This window comes from Anaeromyxobacter dehalogenans 2CP-1, from assembly GCF_000022145.1.
GTDB lineage: Bacteria > Myxococcota > Myxococcia > Myxococcales > Anaeromyxobacteraceae > Anaeromyxobacter > Anaeromyxobacter dehalogenans.
Window position 1 is genome coordinate 4742507 of record NC_011891.1, and the last position, 18689, is coordinate 4761195.

Here is an 18689-nt window from a genome sequence, read left to right on the forward strand (position 1 = left end):
GCACGCGTCACGTGTAACCCGCGGCGTCACGCATTCCCGCGTGAACCCAGGGCCCCCTCCATCGGGCCCCGGCGGGGTATCCTGCCGCGGACCGCGCCCCCCGGCCCCGCCGACCCCATGCCCGTTCGCAACCCAGCCCTACCGTCCGCGACGACCGACGCGGAGCGCCGGGTGGCGAGCGTCGCGTGGGAGGCGCTCGACGGCACGGGTCCCGGCCTCGGGCCGGAGCTCGCCGAGGTGCTCGCCGGCGGCGCCGCGGAGCGGGTCGTGACCCGCGCGCTGCGCGCCCGGCCGGCGCTCGACGCCCAGGGGCGCGCCGCGGTGGCGGAGGCGATCTTCGGGGTGGGGCTCTGGCGCCGCCGGCTGCGCGCGCAGCTCGGCGATCCGCTGGCGCCGCCGGCGCTGCTGCTCGCGGCGCTGCTGCGCGACCTGGGTCGCCGCGAGGCGGGCGTCGCCGAGGCGCTCGCGGGCGTCCCCGCGGGCGCGCTCCCGCCGCCGCGTCCGCCCCCGGCCGCGCGCGCCGACCGGTTCTCCCTGCCCGGCTGGCTCGACGCCGAGCTCGAAGCGGCGGCCGGCCCGGAGGCGGACGCGCTCGCCGCGGCGCTGTGCCTGCCCGGCCCGGTCGCGCTCCGGGCGAACCGGCTCCGCATCGAGCCGGCGGCGCTCGCGGCGCGCCTCGGGGCCGAGGGCGTGCGCACCCGGCCCGGCGCGCTCGCGCGCGCGTGCCTCGTGGTGGAGGGCCCGCGGCCGAACGTGTACGGGCTGCGCGCCTGGCAGGAGGGGCTGCTCGAGGTGCAGGACGAGGGGAGCCAGGTCCTCGGCGACGCGGTGGGCGCGCGCGCCGGCGAGGCGGTGCTCGACGCCTGCGCCGGGGCCGGCGGGAAGACGCTCCTGCTCGCCGCGGCGGTGGGACCTGCGGGCCGCGTGCACGCCGTGGATCCCGACGCGGAGCGGCTGGTGCGCCTGCGGACCCGCGCGATCGCCGCGGGCGCGGCACGCATCGTGGCGGTGCACGGCGCCGCCGCGCCGGCCGAGCTCCGGGTGGACCGCGCCCTGGTGGACGCGCCCTGCTCCGAGCTCGGCGCGCTCCGCCGCGGGCCGGACCTGCGCTGGCGGCTCGATCCCGCCGCGTTCGAGCGGCTGCCCGCGCTGCAGGCGCGGATCCTCGAGCGCGCCGCCGCGCGCGTGCGCCCCGGCGGCCGGCTGGTCTACGCGACCTGCACGTTCCGCCGCGCCGAGGACGAGGACGTCGCCGAGGCGTTCGAGGCGGCGCACCCGGAGTTCGCGCGCGTCGCCCCGGACGCGCCGGCGAGCACGCTGACGAAGGACGGCTTCCTGCGGACCTGGCCGCACCGCGACGGCACCGACGCGTTCTTCGCGGCGGCGTGGGTGCGGAGGGGATAGCCGCGCGCGCTACCTGGCCTTCGCCGCGCGCGCTGCCAGCAGCTTCGCGCCCCCATGCGCCTCGAGCGCGACCTCCAGCGCCCGCGCGTAGTCGGGCCGCGCGCCCTCGAGCCGCGCGCGCCCTCGCTCGGTCAGCACCGTGTACACGCCGCGCTTGTCGTCCGGGCACAGGTCGCGGACGGTGAGGCCGCCGCGCTCCAGGCGCTCGACCATCCGCGAGACCGAGCTCTGGTTCAGGCGCAGCTGGCCGGCCAGCTCCTGCATGCGCAGCTCGGAGTCCGGAGCCCGCGCCAGCAGCTCCAGCGCGCGGAACTCCGTCAGCCCGAGCCCGTGCCGGGCTTGCAGCACCTTGCCCAGATCGGCCTCGACCTGGGCGACGAGCTGGACCAGCTCGAGCCACGCATCGCCTCGCCTCGACGTCACCGGCGCGCGCTCCTCTCGGACGGCATGCGGCGCATGCTCTCACGTGCATGCCCATGCAAGCAATGGGCAGCGGGGGTCGCGCCCGCCCGTCAGGCGCGCGCCCGGGGCGCTCCCGGCGCGGGCCGGGCGCCGTCGGCGAGCTTCAGCCAGACGACGCCGGCGATGATGACCGCCAGCCAGAACGCCTGGACCGGCGTCAGCGACTGGTCGAGCAGGACGCTGCCCAGGATCGCGGCGCCCACCGAGCCGATGCCGGCCCACACCGCGTAGCCGATGCCCACGTCGATCGTGCGCAGGGCGACGCTCAGCGCGTACAGCGTCAGCAGGAAGAACACCCCGGCGGAGATGGACCAGCCGGGCACGGTGAACGCCCGGCTGCCGGCGACGCTGAGGGCGTAGCCGATCTCGAAGGCCCCCGCGAGCAGCAGCATGATCCACGCCCGCCCACTGCCCCTGTTCGTCTCGTTCGTCGTCGTCACGTCTCGCTCCTCGTCGATGATCAGGAGGGATGAAGGAATGAAGGGATGACGGCCCCTGCGGTCAGGCGGCGCCGCTGAGCCGCAGGCCCACCACGCCGCCGATGACCAGCAGGATCCCCAGGAGCTTCTGCCAGCCGAGTCGCTGCCCCAGGAACAGCGCGCCCAGCACGACGACCCCGACGCCCGCGACCGACGTCCAGATCGCGTAGCCCACCCCGACGTCGAACGTCAGCAGCGCGAGGCTCAGGAAGAAGGTGCCGATCGCGCCGCTGACGAGCGTGGCGGCCGTCCACCACGGCCGGGTGAAGCCGCGCGCATTGCCTGCGGAGATGGCCACCGCGATCTCGAAGATCACGGCGACGCCGAGATGGATCCAGCTCATGAAGGGGTCTCCTGGTCGGTTCGGTTCAGGGAGCGCCGTCGAACGGCGCGGTGTCATTGCTTGCGCATGCATGTAGTCGCGGCGACCGGAGCCGTCAAGTCCTTGCATGTGCATGCAATGCGATGGCGGCCCGGGCACGGCAAGAGGGGGCAGCGGGGATCGGGGGCGGCCCCGGGTGACCGGAACCGCGGGGGAGAGATCGGCTCACGAACTGCGCGTGGACGGACCGTGGACGCGGCTCCGCGTGCGAGGTCGGAGGCGGCTCCGGCGCTGCGCGGCGGCGGCACCCATTTGTCTTTTGGTGAAGCTTGACGCATCTCGCGAGCGGCGAAGGTTTCGCGCTCGAAGGCGCGCGAGAACGGGCTCTTCGCACGCCGCCGCGGCGACCCGACGATGCGTTCGCGTGTCACGAGGGGTCGCGACCCCTCGACGGCGATCGTGCGCCCTGGGCGGTCCTGGCGCGTCTCACGGGGCGCGAACTTCGCGTGCGATGCTTCCGGCATGGACACCGCACGCCAACTCGCCGACGACCTCGCCCGGCTGCTCCGACATGAGCACGGCGCCATGGCCGACTTCCTCCTCGCCCTCGCCCGCTTCGACGAGCGGCAGCGCTGGCGCGAGCTGGGCCACACCTCGCTGTTCTACTTCCTCCACCGGGAGCTGAAGCTCTCCAAGGGCGCCGCCCAGAACCGGAAGACTGCGGCCGAGCTCATCCAGGCGTTCCCGGAGGTCGAGTCGGCCCTTCGCTCCGGTGAGCTGTGCCTTTCCACGGTCAACGAGCTGGCGAAGGTGCTCACCCCTGAGAACCGCGCCGAGGTGCTGCCGCGGTTCTTCGGGCTCTCACGCCGGGACGCGGAGGCGGTCGCGGCGGCGCTCCGGCCGGCGGCGGTGGTGCCGGAGCGCGAGGTCGTCACCGTCATCCGCGCAACCGGGCCCGCGCCGCGGGCGCTCGCCCTCGTCGCGGCACCCTCCCCGGCCTCGGCGCCGCCCGGCCATTCGGTTCATCCGGATGAACCACCGCGGTCAGTGATTCACCCGGGTGAACCGCCTTCCCTCGTGACCACCGGGGGGTCGTCCACGCTGCCGGCGGCGCCACCGCCACCTCGCGAGACCGTGAAGCCGCTCGACGCGGAGGTCGCGCGCCTGCACCTCACCGTCTCGCGGGCGTTCCTCGACAAGCTCGAGGCCGCGACCGACGCGCTCGGGCACGCGTGCCCGGTCGGGAACGCGGCAGAGATCCTCGAGCGCGGGCTGGACCTCGTCCTCGCCCAGCGGGCGAGGCGTCACGGCCTGGTCGAGAAGCCGCGCAGGAGCCGCGGTCCGTCCCGAGCCGACCTCGTCCCGGCGGAGGTGAAGCGGGAGGTGTGGCGGCGCGCGGGTGGCCGCTGCGAGTGGACGCTCGAGTCCGGCGAGCGCTGCGGCTGCCGGCGCCGGCTCGAGTACGATCACGTCCAGCCCCTCGCGCTGGGGGGCGCCTCGACGATCGACAACGTCCGGCTCGTCTGCCGGCCGCACAACGTCCTCGCGGCACGGCACGTCTTCGGAGACGCGCTGATGGACCGCTACACCGCGCCTACAGGTCCGTGCTCCGCAGCACCGCGCCGTTCGCGGCGTTCGTGACGAGGTGCGCGTAGCGGCGGAGCCAGGACGAGCCGGGGTCGCGCCGCTTCGGCCGGAAGCCCGCGCGGCGCCGCGCCAGCTCGGCGTCGGAGACGTCCACCGTCAGCGCGCGCGCCTCCACGTCGATGGTGATCCGGTCGCCGTCCTGCACCAGGCCGATCACGCCGCCCTCGGCGGCCTCGGGGGAGACGTGGCCGACGCAGGCGCCGCGGGTCGCGCCGGAGAAGCGGCCGTCGGTGACGAGCGCCACGCTCTCGCCCAGGCCCATGCCCATGATGAGCGACGTGGGGGAGAGCATCTCCTGCATGCCGGGCCCGCCCTTCGGCCCCTCGTAGCGGATCACCACGAAGTGCCCGGGCTTCACCTTGCCGCCCATGATCCCGGCGATGGCCTCGTCCTGCGAGTCGAAGCAGATCGCCGCGCCGGTGAACCTGCGCATCGAGGGCTGGATGCCGGCGGTCTTCACCACCGCGCCCTCGATGGCGAGGTTCCCGAACAGCACCGCCAGGCCGCCCACCGGCGAGTAGGCGTTCTCCAGCGGCCGGATGAGCTCCGGATCGGCGGTCCGCGCGTCGCGGATCCGCTCGCCCACCGTCTCGCCGGTCACGGTCAGCGCGCCCTCGCGGACGATGCCGCCGCGGCGGGCCGCCTCGCGCAGCACCGCCGGGACGCCGCCGGCGCGGTGGATGTCCTCCATGTGCACGGTCGCGAGCGAGGGGGCGATCTTCGCGATGTGCGAGACCTTGCCGGCGATCTCCTCGATGTCGCGGAGCGACAGCGGCGCGCCGGCCTCGCGCGAGATGGCGAGCATGTGCAGCACGGTGTTGGACGAGCCGCCCATGGCCATGTCCACCACCATGGCGTTGTGGATGGCGTCGCGGTTCGCGATGTTCCGCAGCTTGAAGCGCTCGTCGGCGGCGATCTCCACCGCCCGGCGCGCGGCGCGGCGCACCAGCGCCTCGCGCTCGGGGGTGAGCGCGAGCACGGTGCCGTTCCCGGGCAGCGCCACGCCCATGGCCTCGCACAGCACGTTCATCGAGTTCGCGGTGAACATGCCCGAGCACGACCCGCCGGACGGGCAGGCCTGGCACTCGATCTCGTACAGCTCGGCGTCGGTCAGCTGCCCCTGCGCGCGCTTGCCCACCGCCTCGAACGCGGTGTTGAGGTCGATGGGCGTGCCGTCGTGGAGGTGGCCGGCCTTCATGGGCCCGCCGGACACGAACACGGTGGGCACGTTCACGCGGAGCGCGCCCATGAGCATGCCGGGGACGATCTTGTCGCAGTTCGGGATGCAGACGAGCGCGTCGAGCTGGTGCGCGTTCATCACCGTCTCGATGGAGTCGGCGATGAGCTCGCGCGAGGGCAGGCTGTACTTCATGCCCTCGTGGCCCATGGCGATGCCGTCGTCCACGCCGATGGTGTTGAACTCGAACGGCACCCCGCCGGCCTTGCGGATCTCGTCCTTCGCGATCCGGCCGTACTCCTGCAGGTAGTAGTGGCCCGGGATGATGTCGATGTGGCTGTTGGCGATGCCGATGAACGGCTTCTCGAAGTCGCCGTCGTTGAGGCCCGTCGCGCGGAGGAGGCTGCGGTGGGGCGCACGCTCGAAGCCCTTCTTGATCCGGTCGCTGCGCATCCCCCCGTTTTCGCGGAAACACGCGTGGAAAGCAATCGGCCGCGGCGCGCGCCGTCGCGGCGGACGGGCGGGCGTCCCCCTCGCCGCCCGGCGCGCCGGCGCGCGTCGCGTTAGATGGAGGACGATGCGTGCCCCCGGCTTCGACGAGGCGACCGAGCGCGTGCGCCGTGCGCTCGCCGCGCGGCCGCGGCGGGCGCTCGCGGTGCCCGGCTTCCGGGCGGCGGCGGTGCTGGTCGCGCTGCTCGACCGCGCCGGCGGCCCCTCGATCCTGTTCACCCGCCGTTCACAGGCGCTCGAGCACCACCGCGGCGAGATCTCCTTCCCGGGGGGGCGGCTCGAGCCCGGAGAGGACGCCGCGGCCGCCGCGCTGCGCGAGGCGCACGAGGAGGTGGGCCTGGCGCCGGCCGCGTCCGAGGTGCTCGGCCTCCTCGACGACCTGCCCAGCGTGGCCGGGTACGTGGTGACGCCGGTCGCCGCCTCGGTGCGCGCGCCGCCCGGCGCGTTCACCGCCTCCGCCGGCGAGGTGGACGAGCACTTCGAGCTGCCACTGGCGCAGCTCCTCGATCCGGCGCTGCGGCGCGCCTCGCTGTGGGATCCCGCCGGCCTCCCGGAGCGGCTCGCGGCGGTGGTGGCGCGCGCGGCGGTGCCGTTCGAGGACGTGGACCCGGGGACGGGACACTGGCGGGTGTGGTCGTTCCACGCGGACGAGGCGCGGGTGGTCTGGGGCCTGACGGCCCGCATCCTGGCGGATCTCCTCGATCGGGCCTTCGTCGCGCGGGGGTGATGGCCGGGGGGCACCCGCGTCGGGGGGGCCCGTCGCGCGCGGGGATGGGCGGGCTTACCATCCCGGCGTGAGCCGCACGCGCGCCGCCCTGCTCGTCGCGCTCGCCGCCGCGGGGCTCGCGGCCGGCGGCTGCGGCAACCCGAGCTTCGACCGGCGCATCGACCAGGGCGGGCGCGGCGTGGGCGAGGCGTGCACGCGCGCCTCCGACTGCCGCTCCGGCCTGTGCCTCTCGCGCGTGTGCGCCGCGTCGATCCCGGCCGGCGCGTGCAGCCCGTCGGGTCGCCGGCCGGCGATCGCGCTCGGCGCGGTGGCCGGCCCGGCGGAGCGGCCGGCCGACGTGCCCGACCCGCCCTGTGCGCTGCCGGTGAACACCGCGGTGATCGGGCCGGTGCAGGAGCGCGGCACGCACGTGCCCGGCGACGAGGTCTCGTTCGACGTGCCGCCGGGCACCACCGGCTTCACGCTCTACCTCCAGGAGGTGGACGGCACGGCGCCCGAGGCGGTGGACTGGCCCGGCGCGGGCCCGGCCGCGAACGCGCCCTTCCCGCAGCTCGTGCTCGACGCCGGCGGCGCGCGCTTCTACGACGACGCCGCCTCGCCGCCGATCGTGGACGGCAGCCGCGATTACAGCCAGTGGCTGCTGTTCTACGCGGGGGTGATCCCAGCGGCCGGCGCCGTCACGATCCCGAACACCACCACCGCGCTCGACCGCGTCCGCTCCGACGGCCAGCTCGCGCCGGGCGCGTGGCGCTTCACGCTGAACGACCTGGCGGCCGCCTGCACCACCACCGCCGGCTGCACCGGCGGGAGCACCGCGGGGCGCTACGACGTGAAGGTGGTCACCCGCGCCGGACCGCTCCTGTCCACCGGCACGCTCGACCTCGAGATCTACCTCGTCTCCTCGGACCCCGCGCACCCCGAGTACACCGCCGCGAACGCCGCCGCCGACCCGTCCACCAACGCGACCGCGGCGCAGTTCCGCCGGCTGGTCGACGGGCTGCAGTCGCTGTTCGCGCGCGCGGGCGTGTGCCTCGGCACCGTCACCTTCCACGACGTGCCGGACTGGGCGCGCACCGAGCTGAGCACGCCGAGCATCGACGACTCCGGGCCGTGCAGCGAGCTCGCGCGCCTGTTCCGGCTGGCGGTGCCCCGCAACGCGGTCCACCTGTTCCTGGTGGACGAGCTCACCACGTCCGCGAGCGGCAGCGGCGGCACGGTGGTGGGGCTCGACGGCTCGATCCCGGGGCCCTCCGGCGTGCCCGGGGGCGTGAACAGCGGGGCCGCGGTGGTGCTCGCGGACCTCGGCGCCGAGGCCGCGCCGGGCGCGTGCTCGCCGGCGAGCCCGTTCTCGGTCGCGGCCTGCGGCACCGACGTGGTCTCGTACATCGCGGCGCACGAGGCGGGCCACTGGCTCGGCCTCTACCACACCACCGAGGCCACCGGCACCGCGCTCGACCCGCTCGCCGACACGCCCGGCTGTCCCTGCGGCACCTGCCGCCCGGCGTCCTCGCCGCTGCCCTGCGGCAGCGCCCTCCTCTCCGCCCCGCAGTGCGCCGGCGGCTCGGGCTGCGGCGGCGGCGACAACCTGATGTTCTGGCAGATCGATCCGTCGGTCGCGCGCGGCACGCTCACCCCGCAGCAGGGTGAGGTGGTCCGGCTCAACCCGGCGGTCCGCTGAGGGAGGCCCCCGTGCTCGCGCGCCTCGCCGCCGCCCTCGTCCTCGCCGCCCTCGCCGCCGCGCCCTCCACCGCCGACGAGGTGCGGGCCATGCTCGGCACCATCGACCGCCCCATCCCGGCGGAGGCCTGGCGCGCGCTCGGCCCCGAGGCCGGGCCGCTGCTGGAGGCCGCGGCCGCGAGCGGCGCCGAGCTCCCGAGCCGCCGCGCCCGGGCGCTCGAGGGCCTCGCGGCCCGCGGGGGCGCGCGGGCCGAGGCGCTCCACCGCCGGCTCGCCGCCGACCCGGCCGCGCCGCGCATCGTGCGCGCCGGTGCGGTCCGCGGGCTCGGCGCGCTCCTCCCGCCGGCGGGCCTCGGCGACGCGCTCGTCCCGCTCCTCTCCGACCGCGACCCACGTCTGCGCCGCGCCGCGGCGGAGGCGCTCGCCGCACGGGCGCCGGCCCAGGGCTGCGGCGCGGTGCGGGCGCAGGCCGCCCGCGAGCCGGGCCGCGCGCTCGCCGCGGCGGTGCAGGCGTGCGAGCGGGCGATGCCGCGCCGCCGCTGATCGCCCCGCGCGATCGTCGTCGCCGCGCCGGACCCCTGCTATCGTCCGGCCGTGCTCGCGCTCGCCGTCGCCCTGCTCGCTGCCGCCGCCGCCTCGGGCCCGCCCATGGCCTGCGAGCGGCTCGCCAGCCTGTTCCCGAACGCTCCCCGCCCGCCGGGCGGGGAGCCGGGCTGCGCCGCGGCGCTCCGCGGGGCGTGCGACGCGGGGCGGCGGCTCGCCTGCGCCGAGCTGGGGCGCGTGCTCGAGGCGGGCACCGCCGGGCCGGCGGATCCGGCCGGCGCCGCCGCGCTCCACCGCCGCGCCTGCGACGCCGGGGTGGGGGCCGCCTGCGCGCGCCTCGCGCAGCACCTCCGCGAAGCGGGGCAGCCGGCGCGCGCGGTGACCGAGGCGCTGGAGGAGGGTTGCGCGCTGGGCTCCGGGGCCGCCTGCCTGGAGCGCGCCGCGGCGGAGCCGGACCCGGCGCGCGGGGTGCGGCTTCGCGAGCGCGCCTGCGATCTCGGCGAGGCGGAGGGCTGCCTCGCGATCGTCGCCGGCGCGCCGCCCGCCCGCGCGCAGGCGCTGCGGGATCGCGCCTGCTGGCTCGGCTCGGCCGACGGCTGCGCGGCCGCCGGGGCGGGGCTCGCCCGCGGCGACGCGGGGCCGGAGGATCCCGTCGCGGCGCGGCTGCGGCTCGAGCGCGGCTGCGAGCTGGGGGGCGCCGAGGCGTGCGCGCGGCTCGGGCTGGTGCTGCTCGCGGAGGGGCGGCGCGGCGAGGCGGCGCGCGGCGCGCGGCTGCTGGTGGAGGGGTGCCCGGCGCTCGGCGCGGAGGAGTGCCTGGACTCGGCCGAGGCCTGGCTGAAGGGCCCGCAGGCGGTGATCGACGAGGGCTCGGACCCGGCGCTGCTCGACCTCGCCTGCCGGCGGAAGGTCCCGGACGCCTGCGCGTGGCTGGGGCGGATGGTGCAGGAGGGCCGGCGCCTGCCGGCGGACGGCCCGCGCGCCGCCGACCTGTACCGCCGCGCCTGCGAGGCGGGCCGCGCCGGCGCCTGCTCGGACCTGGGCGTGCTCTACCGGTTCGGCGCCGGCGTCCCGCGCGACGAGGCGCGCGCCGGGGCGCTGTTCGCCGGCGCCTGCGCCCGGGGCGTCGAGCGCGCCTGCGCGCTCCGCGACGATCCCTCGCGGCCGATCGACTGACCGGCGCGGGATCAGCTCGCGAGCGCGCGCGGGCCCTGCGCGCCGCCCAGCGCGGCGACCTCGATCGGCCCCGCGGCCTCGAGGCCGTCGGCGCGGAGCTCGGCGCGGAACAGCTCCTCCGCCTCGCGCGCGTCCCAGGCGCGGACGTGCGCCACGCGCCTCCCCTCGGGCGACGCGATCGTGCAGCGGTAGAACGACTCCCGGTGGGCGTTCATGCGATCCTCGGTTCGGAGGGCGCACGGTCCGGTGACGGACCGGTGGCGCCGCGGCGAAGGTAGCGCCTGCGGCATGGCGCCGCGGTGCCGGGATCGTGTCGTTCTCGTGACGGCGGCGCGCTCAGGCGGCGGGCATGCCGGGCGGGTCGTCGGGCCGGAACGGGCGGCCCAGCGCACGCGCGATCGCGTCGAGGAGCGGGTGCTCCTCCACCGGCTTCGCCACGAACGCGTCGGCGCCGGCCTGCAGGAGCGCGCGGGCCGCGCCGTCGTGCCCGGAGACCCCCACCACCGCCAGGCTGCGCAGCCGGCGCTCGCGCGAGCGACGCAGCAGGCGCACCAGCTCGGAGCCGAGCATGCCCGGCATCACCTCGTCCACGATCACGAGGTCCGGCGGATCGGCGTGCACGAGCGCCAGCGCCGCCTCGCCCGAGTCGGCGTCGATGGGCGTGTAGCCCGCCCCCTCGAGGATGAGGCCGATCAGCTTTCGGATGAGGTGGTTGTCGTCCACCACCAGGATCCGGATGGGCGCCATGGTTGGACCTCGCGCCAAGGCTAAGCGCGCACCCTGACGCGGACCAGCCCGGCACGCGTCGCCTGTCGAGGCCGCCCCATCAGAGAATGCCCTCCGGTGCGCACGGCGGCGGTGCCCACGCGTGAACTCAGCGCCCCTGCTGCTGCGTGACGTCGGCGGCGGCGTCGGCCTGCGCCCACATCGACCGCGGCGTGCGGGCCTGCTCCATGATGGCGATGCCGATGGCGCAGGCCAGGAACACGGCCAGCGCGAGCATCCAGGGCCGGAACTCGAGCAGATCCCGGGGCTGCACGGGACGGCGCCCCCCGCTCTCGTCTTCCCACGGCCACATCATGCCCCGTAAGTAGACCGCGATTCTCGCGAGATGCAACCCCTAGCTCGGGATGACGAGCGGGCGTTCAGGGGATCCCCCGGGTGGGTGGGGAAGCTCCGGCCCGCCACCTCCGCCGGGGCGGCTACACTGTCCGGCCCATGATCCCCCTGCTCGTCGCGCTCGCCGTGTCGGCGGCCCCCTCCCAGCCCCGGACCCTCCGCCTCGACCTGTTCCACACCGGCACCGCCACCGAGGAGCGCTTCGCGGTGGACCGGGTGGTGCTCGAGCCGCTGCCGTTCCCGGGCAACCCGGCGCGCCCGGTCGACGACACCAACCTCGGCAAGTACTTCTTCGAGGTCCGGGACCTCGCCACCAACCGCGTCGTCTACTCCCGCGGCTACGCCTCCATCTACGGAGAGTGGGAGACCACCGAGGACGCGCGCAAGGTGGGCCGCACCTTCTCCGAGTCGCTCCGCTTCCCCGCGCCCGACGCGCCGGTGCAGGTGTTGGTGAAGAAGCGCGGCGCCGGCAACGCGTTCCAGGAGGTCTGGTCCACGGTGGTCGATCCGAAGGACCGCTTCGTGGACCCGTCGCGGCCGCCCTCGCCCGGGCCGCTGATCGAGATCCTGAAGAGCGGCGACCCCGCCCACAAGCTCGACCTGCTGCTGCTCGGCGACGGATACACCGAGGCCGAGCGCGGCAAGTTCGAGAAGGACGCGCGGCGGCTGGTGGCGGAGCTGTTCGAGCACGAGCCGTTCCGCTCGCGGAAGGCCGACTTCAACGTGTGGGGGCTCTGCCCGCCCGCCGAGGAGAAGGGCGTCTCCCGCCCGCTCACCGGCGTGCACCGCCGCACCCGCGTCGGGGCCACCTACGACGCGTTCGGCTCGGAGCGCTACCTGCTCACGTTCGAGAACCGCTCCATGCGCGACGTGGCGTCGTTCGCGCCGTACGACGCGCTCGCCATCCTGGCGAACGGCGAGACCTACGGCGGCGGCGGCATCTTCAACCTCTACGCCACCGTCGCCGCCGACAACCGCTGGGCCGGCTACATCTTCGTGCACGAGCTGGGGCACCACCTGGCCGCGCTCGCCGACGAGTACTTCACCTCCGACACCGCCTACCTCTCGCCGGAAGGCCGACCCGAGCCGTGGGAGCCGAACGTCACCGCCGACCCGAAGGCCGCGAAGTGGGCCGACCTCGTCGCGGCGGGCACGCCGCTCCCCACGCCGTGGCCGAAGGACGTGTTCACGAAGCGCGCGAACGAGTTCCAGGAGCGCCGCAAGCGCATCCGCGCGCAGAACCGGCCCGAGGCCGAGATGGACGCGCTGTTCCTGGCGCAGCAGAAGGAGGAGACCGCCCTGCTCGGCCAGGCGCGGTTCTCGAAGGCGGTGGGCGCGTTCGAGGGCGCGAACTACGAGGCCACCGGCTACTTCCGGCCGCAGATGGACTGCGTCATGTTCACCCGCGATCCGGTGCCGTTCTGCTCGGTCTGCCAGCGCTCGATCGGCCGGGTGATCGATCTGTACACGGCGCGGTGAGGGATCCCGGCGGGGACGCGTCGTCCCCGTCGGCCCCCGACCCGGAGTCGTTTCCTCCCGACCCAGAGTCGTTTCGGCGGGACGGTTCGCACCCCGTCCGGGGGACTGCGCTCCGGTCGTGCTGCGACGCGTTATGATTCTGGAATCAGCGACGGCGCCATCCCCCCCCGCGCCAGCCCGGAGACCGCCATGGTGGACAAGAAGACCGCGAGCTTCATGCGCTCGCTCGCCCTGGGTGACATCGAGGAGGAGATCCTCCTCCCCTACCCGGAGCCGCGCCGCGCCGAGAAGGAGACCCTGGAGGCGATCCAGCAGACCTTGAAGTCCATGCTGGGCGGGCGCGGCGCCGACTTCCGCGCCTGGGACCGCGCCGGCGAGATGCCGCCCGGCTTCGTGCAGGACCTGAAGGACGCCGGGCTGTTCAGCCTGGTGGTCCCGGAGCACCACGGCGGCATGGGGCTCGGCGCCACCGCCTACGCCCGCGTCATCCAGGAGCTGGGGCGCTACGACGCCTCGGTCGCGGTCACCGTCGGCGCGCACAGCTCCATCGGCATGCGCGGCCTGCTCCTGTTCGGCACCGAGGAGCAGAAGGCGCGCTACCTGCCGCGCCTCGCCACCGGCGAGCTCATCGCCGCCTTCTGCCTCACCGAGCCGGGCGCCGGCTCCGACGCCGCCAGCATCAAGACCACCGCGGTCCGCGACGGCGACGACTGGATCCTGAACGGCGAGAAGCTCTGGATCACGAACGGCGGCATCGCCGACTTCTTCACGGTCTTCGCGAAGACCTCGCTGGAGGGGCGCGGCCACATCACCGCCTTCATCGTCACGCGCGACATGAAGGGCGTCACCACCGGCCCGCACGAGGACAAGATGGGCATCCGCGCCTCCTCCACCACCACGGTGGTGCTCGAGGACGTGCGCGTGCCCGCGGCGAACGTGCTCGGCGAGGAGGGCAAGGGCTTCAAGGTCGCGATGAAGATCCTGAACGCCGGCCGCACCGGCCTGGGCGGCGGCTCGGTGGGCGGGATGAAGCGGCTCATCGAGCTGTCGGTGGCGCAGGCGAAGGAGCGCAAGCAGTTCGGCCAGCCCATCGCGAGCTTCGGGCTCGTCCAGCAGAAGATCGGCCAGATGGTGATCGACTGCTACGCGGCCGAGAGCGTCGTGAACATGGTGGCGGGGCTGGTGGACCGGGGGTTCGAGGAGACGCAGGTCGAGGCGGCCATCTCGAAGGTGCTCGCCTCGGAGAGCGTGTGGCGCACCGCCGACGAGGCCCTGCAGATCGCGGCCGGCTCGGGGTACATGCGCGAGATGCCGTACGAGATGGCGCTCCGCGACACCCGCATCAACCGCATCTTCGAGGGCACGAACGAGATCCTCCGGCTGTTCATCGCGCTCACCGCGGTGAACGACCTGGGCCAGGAGCTGGCCGACGTGGCGGAGTCGATGAAGGGCGTGCTCGCCGATCCCATCAAGGGCTTCGGCGTCATGTCCGACTACGCGAAGCGCCGCGCCGCGCTCGCCACCGGGCTGCGCCGCAAGAAGGGCAAGTGGACCATGCTCCACCCGGCGCTCGCCGAGGACGCGGCGGTGTTCGAGGCCGCCGCCACCGACCTCGCCATCGCCGCGGACAAGCTGCTGCGCAGGTACGGCAAGAAGATCGTGGGCGCGCAGCTCCTCACCAAGCGGCTCGCCGACGCGATGATCGACCTGTTCACGCTCGCCTGCATGCTGGCGCGCGTGTCCACGCGGCTCGAGGACCACGGCGAGGCGGCCGCGGTGGAGGAGCGGCGCATCCTGACGGTGTTCGCGCGCCAGGCCCGCCGGCGCGTGGAGGCGGGGCTCGCCGGCCTCGAGCAGAACGAGGACGGCGCGCTCCAGGCCGTCGCGGCGCACGCGCTCGAGACCGGCCGGTACGGCTGGGACAATCTGTAGCGCGGACGCGAAGCGCCCGCGCGCTCCCCGGGGACGGTGGAGCGCGCGGGCCGTGGGTTCGCGGGCGAGGGGCACCGCGGCCGCGCCGGGCTACGCGGCGTGCAGGAACGCGAACACGACCTTGCGCCAGCCCTCCTCGCCGAGCGCGGCGGGGAGCGGCTCGACCAGCGCGCCGCCGTCGGCCGCGGCGAGGCCCAGCTCGGACTCGACGAAGCGCGACAGCCGCGTGCGCTCGGCCGAGAGCCAGCCGCCCGCCTCCCGGTCCTGCGGCAGGCGCATGTAGGCCGCGTCCGCGGGCGCGAGCGTGAACAGCCAGCCGCCGCCGTACGGCTCGCGGTGCACCAGCCCCGGGTCCCGGCGCACGGCCGGGTTCACCCGCATCACCTTGCCGTCCACCGGCGCGCCCATGCGGACGGTCCGGCCTCCGGCGCGGAGCACGACGATGGGGTCGCCGCGGTGGACGTCCATGCCGGGCCGCGGCAGCTCGACGGACGTCACCGACGGCAGGATGTGCCGCGCCAGGTCGTCGACACCAACGGTGAACTCGCCGGTGCGGCGCCCCGGCGCGAGCCAGGTGTGGTTGGGGGCGAAGTACGCCCCGGGCCGCCAGGCGAGCCCGTCCTCCATGGGCACCGCGCGTGCGCGCCGCTGCCGCAGCGCGTGGATCCCGACGCCCAGGAGCACCGCCGGGATCGCGAGCGCGAGCCCGCCCGCGATGCTGAGCGCGAGGCGCCCACCCATGCCGACCAGGAGCGAGCCGGCGGCTTCCAGGATCTCCATCAAGGTCGTCATCTCCGCTGCCGCCTTTCCGGCGGGAGGGGTCCCCCGAGCCTGCGGAGCCGCTCCGCCGGGAAAGACCCAATGCAAGGGGCAGGCCATCCGCGGACCCCAGCGGTTTCGCGCCCCTGCGATCCTCCGCGGCAAGCCGCCGCGTCGAGAAGCTCACCATACGATGGGTGCGACCCGCGCGAACCTCTCGCCTTCACTGCGGTTCGGCCCTGCGTCGAGATCCTCGACAGGTGATGCGATCCTCACCTGCGCCGGACGCCGCCGGAGGCTCCGGGCGCGCGGCGCTGGCCCCCCGGTGCGCCGCCCCACCGGATGCGACCGGCGAGGCTTGCCCCCGCCGCCGCGGCCGCCAAGCTTCCGGTGCGGAGGTTCCACGGATGCTCCGCCACGCCCTCGTGATCCCGCTCGCGGCCGCCCTCGCGCTGCCGGCCCGCGCCGAAGACCCCGAGCCACCGGTGGAGGGTCGGCTCGAGGCCGGCGCCGCGCAGGTGGAGATCCTGGGCCGCCCGGTCCGGGTGGGCGAGCGCATCGAGCTCCCCGAGGGCTACCTGATCGTGGAGGAGAAGGGCACCGAGGACGCGCGGGTGGGCTCCTTCAGCGTGGTCCCGGCGGAGTCGTTCCAGCCGGTGGCGATGTTGGCGATGGCCGCGGGCGACGGCGCCGGGCGAGGCACGGCCTCCGACGCCGCGCCCGCCCCGGCGCCGGCCGCGCCCGCCGTCCTCCCCGCCGGGCAGCGCCCCGAGCCGCCGTGCCGCGGCGAGCGCGCCGCCTACCTGCGCGAGCTGTGGAAGACCTCCGGCATCGACGTGCGGGACCCGGACGCCCTGCTGACCGGGCTGGAGGCGGGAGCGGCCGGGCCGGCCACCGGCTACTACTGGTTCGCGCTCGCGACCGACCCGTTCCGCCCGCTGGCGTGGTCGTCCGACCTGCGCGAGCGCGCGGACGCGCTGGCGCGCTGCGTCCGCGGGCGCTGAGCCCGCTAGCCGCCGACGAGGGCGCGCCCGTCGTCGAGCTCCCGCGCCGGTGGCGACGCAGCCTCGCGCTCGGACTCCTCCACGCCGACCGGCAGCTCCAGCCGGAACACGGCCCCGCCGCCCTCCGGCGCCTCCACCGACACGCGGCCGCCGTGCGCCTCGGCGATGCTGCGGGTGATGTAGAGCCCGAGGCCGAGCCCCCCGGTGCCCGCGCTCCGCTCGCCCTGCTCGAACAGCTCGAAGATGCGCGCCCGGTCCGCCTCGGAGATGCCGCGCCCGGCGTCCTTCACCGCCACCTCGACCGCGGCGCCGCGCCGCGAGACGCGCAGCGCCACCGGCCCGGACGCGCCGTGCTTGACCGCGTTGGAGAGCAGGTTGGTGATGACCTGGTCCACGCGCCCGCGGTCCCACACGCCGCGCAGCGCCTCCGGCGTCTCCACCGTGAACGCGCGCCCCTGCAGCGCGAGCACGTCCTCGAAGCGCCCGGCCACGTCGCGCGCGATCTCGACGAGGTCGCAGGGGGCGCGCTCCAGCGCCAGGCGCCCGCTCCGGATCCGGGCCAGGTCGAACAGGCTGTTCACGAGCCCGCCGAGCCGCTCCACCTGCTTCACCGCGCCGCGTACGCGCCGCTGCAGCTCCTCGCGCGAGCCGGGCGGCACCGGGATGCGCCCGGTGTCGAGGAGCTGGTTCAGCACGCGAGCCTGCAGCAGCAGCGCCGCCAGCGGCGTGCGCAGCTCGTGCGAGGCGATGGAGAGGAAGCGCTCGCGCAGCTCCACCGCCTCCTTCGCGCGGTGGTAGAGGAGCGCGTTCTCCACCGCCTGCGCGACGCGCCGGCCCAGCTCGGCGGCGAGCTCGAGGTCGCGGGCGCGCGCCGGGCGCGAGGTGAAGAGGCGCATGGTGCCGAGGCGCTGGTCGTGCGCGGTGAGCGCGACCTGCACGATCTCCGCGGCGGCGAGCGCGTCGAGATCGCGCGCCAGCCCCTCGCCGTCCGCGTCCAGCAGGCCGGCCGGATCCTGGATCACCTCGGTGCCGCGCTCCGGCCCCCGGCCGAGCGACGGGTGACGGGCCACGCGCTCGAGCGCCTCGCGCGCCTCCGGGCGGACGTGGGCGACCGCGCGCACGGGCGGGGCGCGCGGATCGACCACCACCTCGACCGCGCAGCCCTCGCCGAGCGACGGCACCGCCACCGCCGCGGCGCGCGCGACCGTGTCCCGGCAGTCGAGCGAGCCGGACAGCTCGGCGGTCGCCCGCGCCAGGAGCTCCAGCGCGGCGCGCCCCTCCACCACCTCGGTCACCTCGACCGAGAAGCCGCGCAGCTCGAGGCCGGCGCCGTCCTCGCCGGGCAGGAGCCGCGCCGCCGTCTCGAACCACGCCTCGGACCCGTCGGCGCGCACGAAGCGGTGCTGCAGCGTGGTGCCGTGGCTGCCGGCCGTGATGGCGCGGAGCGACGCCAGCACCTGGTCGCGATCGGCCGGGTGCAGCGCCGCCGCGAACAGGCCAGGGTCCGCGGTCCAGCGGTCCGCCGGGTGACCGAGGATCGCCTCGGCGCTCGGGCTCACGAAGCGGCACACCAGCGTGTCGGGATCGATCACCCACACCAGCGCGTGGGTGATCCCCTCGACCAGCGTGCGGTAGCGCTTCTGCGCCGCCTCCTGCCGGCGCAGGCTCTGCAGCTCGAGCTGCGCCAGCGCCAGGGCGTGCTCGCGCCGCTCGTGCGCCCGGAGCTGCTCCGCCTGCGCCAGGATCTGCCGCTGCGCGCGGTGCAGCGCCACGAACGCCGCCACCTTGGAGCGGAGCAGCTCGGGGGTCACCGGCTTGAACAGGTAGTCGACCGCGCCCGCCTCGTAGCCGCTCAGCACCCGGCGCTCGTCGGCGCCGTACGCGGTGATGAAGACGACCGGGATGTTGCGGGTGCGCGGGTTCTGCCGGACCAGGCGCGCGGTCTCGTACCCGTCCATTTCCGGCATGTTCACGTCGAGCAGGATGAGCGCGCACTCGTCGCGCAGCAGGAACCGCAGCGCCTCCGCGCCGGATCCGGCCTTCACCAGCTCGTACCCCGCCCCGGAGAGCGCCGATTCGAGCGCCAGCAGGTTCGCCGGCCGATCGTCGACCAGCAGGATCTTCACGGGCTCGACACCGTCCATGAACGCTCCGGAGGCTCCGCCGAAATGCGTCCATGATCCGTTCGACCCCCCGCATGCGTAACGCCCCCGGTGCGGCCCCTTCCCGCCAGGGTCTGTTCGTACTGACAGTCAACGAAACCCCCCGGCGGGGA

The 18689-nt window shown here is 75.6% G+C and carries 18 protein-coding genes; 9 read left to right on the forward strand and 9 right to left on the reverse strand.

What is annotated here, in order from left to right:
- The first annotated feature begins 171 nt into the window (after positions 1-171).
- Positions 172-1404, forward strand: a complete 1233-nt coding sequence (locus tag A2CP1_RS21435) for an RsmB/NOP family class I SAM-dependent RNA methyltransferase (RefSeq protein WP_015935281.1) — start codon at positions 172-174, stop codon at positions 1402-1404.
- Positions 1405-1413: 9 nt separating this feature from the next.
- On the opposite strand, the gene A2CP1_RS21440 is transcribed toward A2CP1_RS21435, so the two are convergent.
- The 3 genes from A2CP1_RS21440 to A2CP1_RS21450 all read right to left on the reverse strand — a co-directional run bounded on the left by A2CP1_RS21440 (position 1414) and on the right by A2CP1_RS21450 (position 2688).
- Entirely contained in the window at positions 1414-1827 is a 414-nt protein-coding gene (locus tag A2CP1_RS21440) for a MarR family winged helix-turn-helix transcriptional regulator (protein ID WP_015935282.1), read from the reverse strand.
- An 89-nt stretch (positions 1828-1916) separates the two neighbouring features.
- Complete coding sequence (locus A2CP1_RS21445; protein WP_015935283.1) at positions 1917-2306, reverse strand: DMT family transporter; 390 nt, start codon at positions 2304-2306, stop codon at positions 1917-1919.
- 61 nt (positions 2307-2367) lie between these two features.
- Positions 2368-2688, reverse strand: a complete 321-nt coding sequence (locus A2CP1_RS21450; protein WP_015935284.1) for a DMT family transporter — start codon at positions 2686-2688, stop codon at positions 2368-2370.
- Between the two features lie 501 nt (positions 2689-3189).
- On the opposite strand from A2CP1_RS21450, the gene A2CP1_RS21455 reads away from it, so the two are divergent.
- Positions 3190-4308 carry an HNH endonuclease gene (locus tag A2CP1_RS21455; RefSeq protein WP_015935285.1) on the forward strand — a complete coding sequence of 373 codons (1119 nt, stop codon included), beginning with the start codon at positions 3190-3192 and terminating at the stop codon, positions 4306-4308.
- Here the strand turns inward: A2CP1_RS21455 and ilvD are convergent.
- The gene (gene ilvD / locus A2CP1_RS21460; protein WP_015935286.1) at positions 4262-5944 is read right to left on the reverse strand and encodes a dihydroxy-acid dehydratase; all 1683 of its coding nucleotides are present in this window, start codon (positions 5942-5944) and stop codon (positions 4262-4264) included. The genes A2CP1_RS21455 and ilvD overlap by 47 nt on opposite strands.
- A gap of 124 nt (positions 5945-6068) precedes the next feature.
- Here ilvD and A2CP1_RS21465 point away from each other — a divergent pair, with 124 nt between their 5' ends.
- From A2CP1_RS21465 to A2CP1_RS21480, 4 genes are all read left to right on the forward strand, one after another.
- Positions 6069-6728: an NUDIX hydrolase gene (locus A2CP1_RS21465; RefSeq protein ID WP_015935287.1), complete on the forward strand. Its 660-nt coding sequence runs from the start codon at positions 6069-6071 to the stop codon at positions 6726-6728.
- A gap of 67 nt (positions 6729-6795) precedes the next feature.
- The gene (locus tag A2CP1_RS21470; protein WP_015935288.1) at positions 6796-8406 is read left to right on the forward strand and encodes a zinc metalloprotease; all 1611 of its coding nucleotides are present in this window, start codon (positions 6796-6798) and stop codon (positions 8404-8406) included.
- 11 nt (positions 8407-8417) lie between these two features.
- Positions 8418-8948, forward strand: coding sequence for a HEAT repeat domain-containing protein (locus tag A2CP1_RS21475; protein WP_015935289.1), 531 nt, complete (start codon positions 8418-8420; stop codon positions 8946-8948).
- A 51-nt stretch (positions 8949-8999) separates the two neighbouring features.
- Entirely contained in the window at positions 9000-10121 is a 1122-nt protein-coding gene (locus A2CP1_RS21480) for an SEL1-like repeat protein (RefSeq protein ID WP_015935290.1), read from the forward strand.
- Positions 10122-10132: 11 nt separating this feature from the next.
- Here A2CP1_RS21480 and A2CP1_RS21485 read toward each other — a convergent pair whose 3' ends face one another.
- The 3 genes from A2CP1_RS21485 to A2CP1_RS21495 form a co-directional block, all read right to left on the reverse strand.
- Positions 10133-10336, reverse strand: a complete 204-nt coding sequence (locus tag A2CP1_RS21485; RefSeq protein WP_015935291.1) for a hypothetical protein — start codon at positions 10334-10336, stop codon at positions 10133-10135.
- A gap of 121 nt (positions 10337-10457) precedes the next feature.
- On the reverse strand, positions 10458-10868 hold the full coding sequence (locus A2CP1_RS21490; RefSeq protein WP_015935292.1) for a response regulator: 411 nt from the start codon (positions 10866-10868) through the stop codon (positions 10458-10460).
- 127 nt (positions 10869-10995) lie between these two features.
- Positions 10996-11160, reverse strand: coding sequence for a hypothetical protein (locus A2CP1_RS21495; RefSeq protein WP_232288304.1), 165 nt, complete (start codon positions 11158-11160; stop codon positions 10996-10998).
- Positions 11161-11339: 179 nt separating this feature from the next.
- Here A2CP1_RS21495 and A2CP1_RS21500 point away from each other — a divergent pair, with 179 nt between their 5' ends.
- Positions 11340-12719 carry an IgA Peptidase M64 gene (locus tag A2CP1_RS21500; protein ID WP_015935293.1) on the forward strand — a complete coding sequence of 460 codons (1380 nt, stop codon included), beginning with the start codon at positions 11340-11342 and terminating at the stop codon, positions 12717-12719.
- Positions 12720-12908: 189 nt separating this feature from the next.
- On the forward strand, positions 12909-14651 hold the full coding sequence (locus tag A2CP1_RS21505; protein WP_015935294.1) for an acyl-CoA dehydrogenase family protein: 1743 nt from the start codon (positions 12909-12911) through the stop codon (positions 14649-14651).
- A gap of 90 nt (positions 14652-14741) precedes the next feature.
- Here the strand turns inward: A2CP1_RS21505 and A2CP1_RS21510 are convergent, their stop codons facing one another.
- Entirely contained in the window at positions 14742-15431 is a 690-nt protein-coding gene (locus A2CP1_RS21510; RefSeq protein WP_245529892.1) for a glycine cleavage system protein H, read from the reverse strand.
- Between the two features lie 386 nt (positions 15432-15817).
- Between A2CP1_RS21510 and A2CP1_RS21515 the strand changes: the two genes are divergently transcribed.
- A complete protein-coding gene (locus A2CP1_RS21515; protein WP_015935295.1) occupies positions 15818-16414 on the forward strand; it encodes a hypothetical protein in 597 nt (198 codons plus the stop codon).
- A gap of 5 nt (positions 16415-16419) precedes the next feature.
- Here A2CP1_RS21515 and A2CP1_RS21520 read toward each other — a convergent pair whose 3' ends face one another.
- Positions 16420-18558, reverse strand: coding sequence for a hybrid sensor histidine kinase/response regulator (locus A2CP1_RS21520; protein ID WP_015935296.1), 2139 nt, complete (start codon positions 18556-18558; stop codon positions 16420-16422).
- Positions 18559-18689: the final 131 nt, after the last annotated feature.

Bases quoted from the DNA above. Each gene is read 5' to 3' on its own strand.
- A2CP1_RS21450 (WP_015935284.1), bottom strand. From the start codon at position 2,688: ATGAGCTGGATCCATCTCGGCGTCGCCGTGATCTTCGAGATCGCGGTG.
- A2CP1_RS21455 (WP_015935285.1), top strand. From the start codon at position 3,190: ATGGACACCGCACGCCAACTCGCCGACGACCTCGCCCGGCTGCTCCGA.
- ilvD (WP_015935286.1), bottom strand. From the start codon at position 5,944: ATGCGCAGCGACCGGATCAAGAAGGGCTTCGAGCGTGCGCCCCACCGC.
- A2CP1_RS21465 (WP_015935287.1), top strand. From the start codon at position 6,069: ATGCGTGCCCCCGGCTTCGACGAGGCGACCGAGCGCGTGCGCCGTGCG.
- A2CP1_RS21485 (WP_015935291.1), bottom strand. From the start codon at position 10,336: ATGAACGCCCACCGGGAGTCGTTCTACCGCTGCACGATCGCGTCGCCC.
- A2CP1_RS21490 (WP_015935292.1), bottom strand. From the start codon at position 10,868: ATGGCGCCCATCCGGATCCTGGTGGTGGACGACAACCACCTCATCCGA.
- A2CP1_RS21500 (WP_015935293.1), top strand. From the start codon at position 11,340: ATGATCCCCCTGCTCGTCGCGCTCGCCGTGTCGGCGGCCCCCTCCCAG.
- A2CP1_RS21505 (WP_015935294.1), top strand. From the start codon at position 12,909: ATGGTGGACAAGAAGACCGCGAGCTTCATGCGCTCGCTCGCCCTGGGT.
- A2CP1_RS21510 (WP_245529892.1), bottom strand. From the start codon at position 15,431: ATGGAGATCCTGGAAGCCGCCGGCTCGCTCCTGGTCGGCATGGGTGGG.
- A2CP1_RS21515 (WP_015935295.1), top strand. From the start codon at position 15,818: ATGCTCCGCCACGCCCTCGTGATCCCGCTCGCGGCCGCCCTCGCGCTG.
- A2CP1_RS21520 (WP_015935296.1), bottom strand. From the start codon at position 18,558: ATGGACGGTGTCGAGCCCGTGAAGATCCTGCTGGTCGACGATCGGCCG.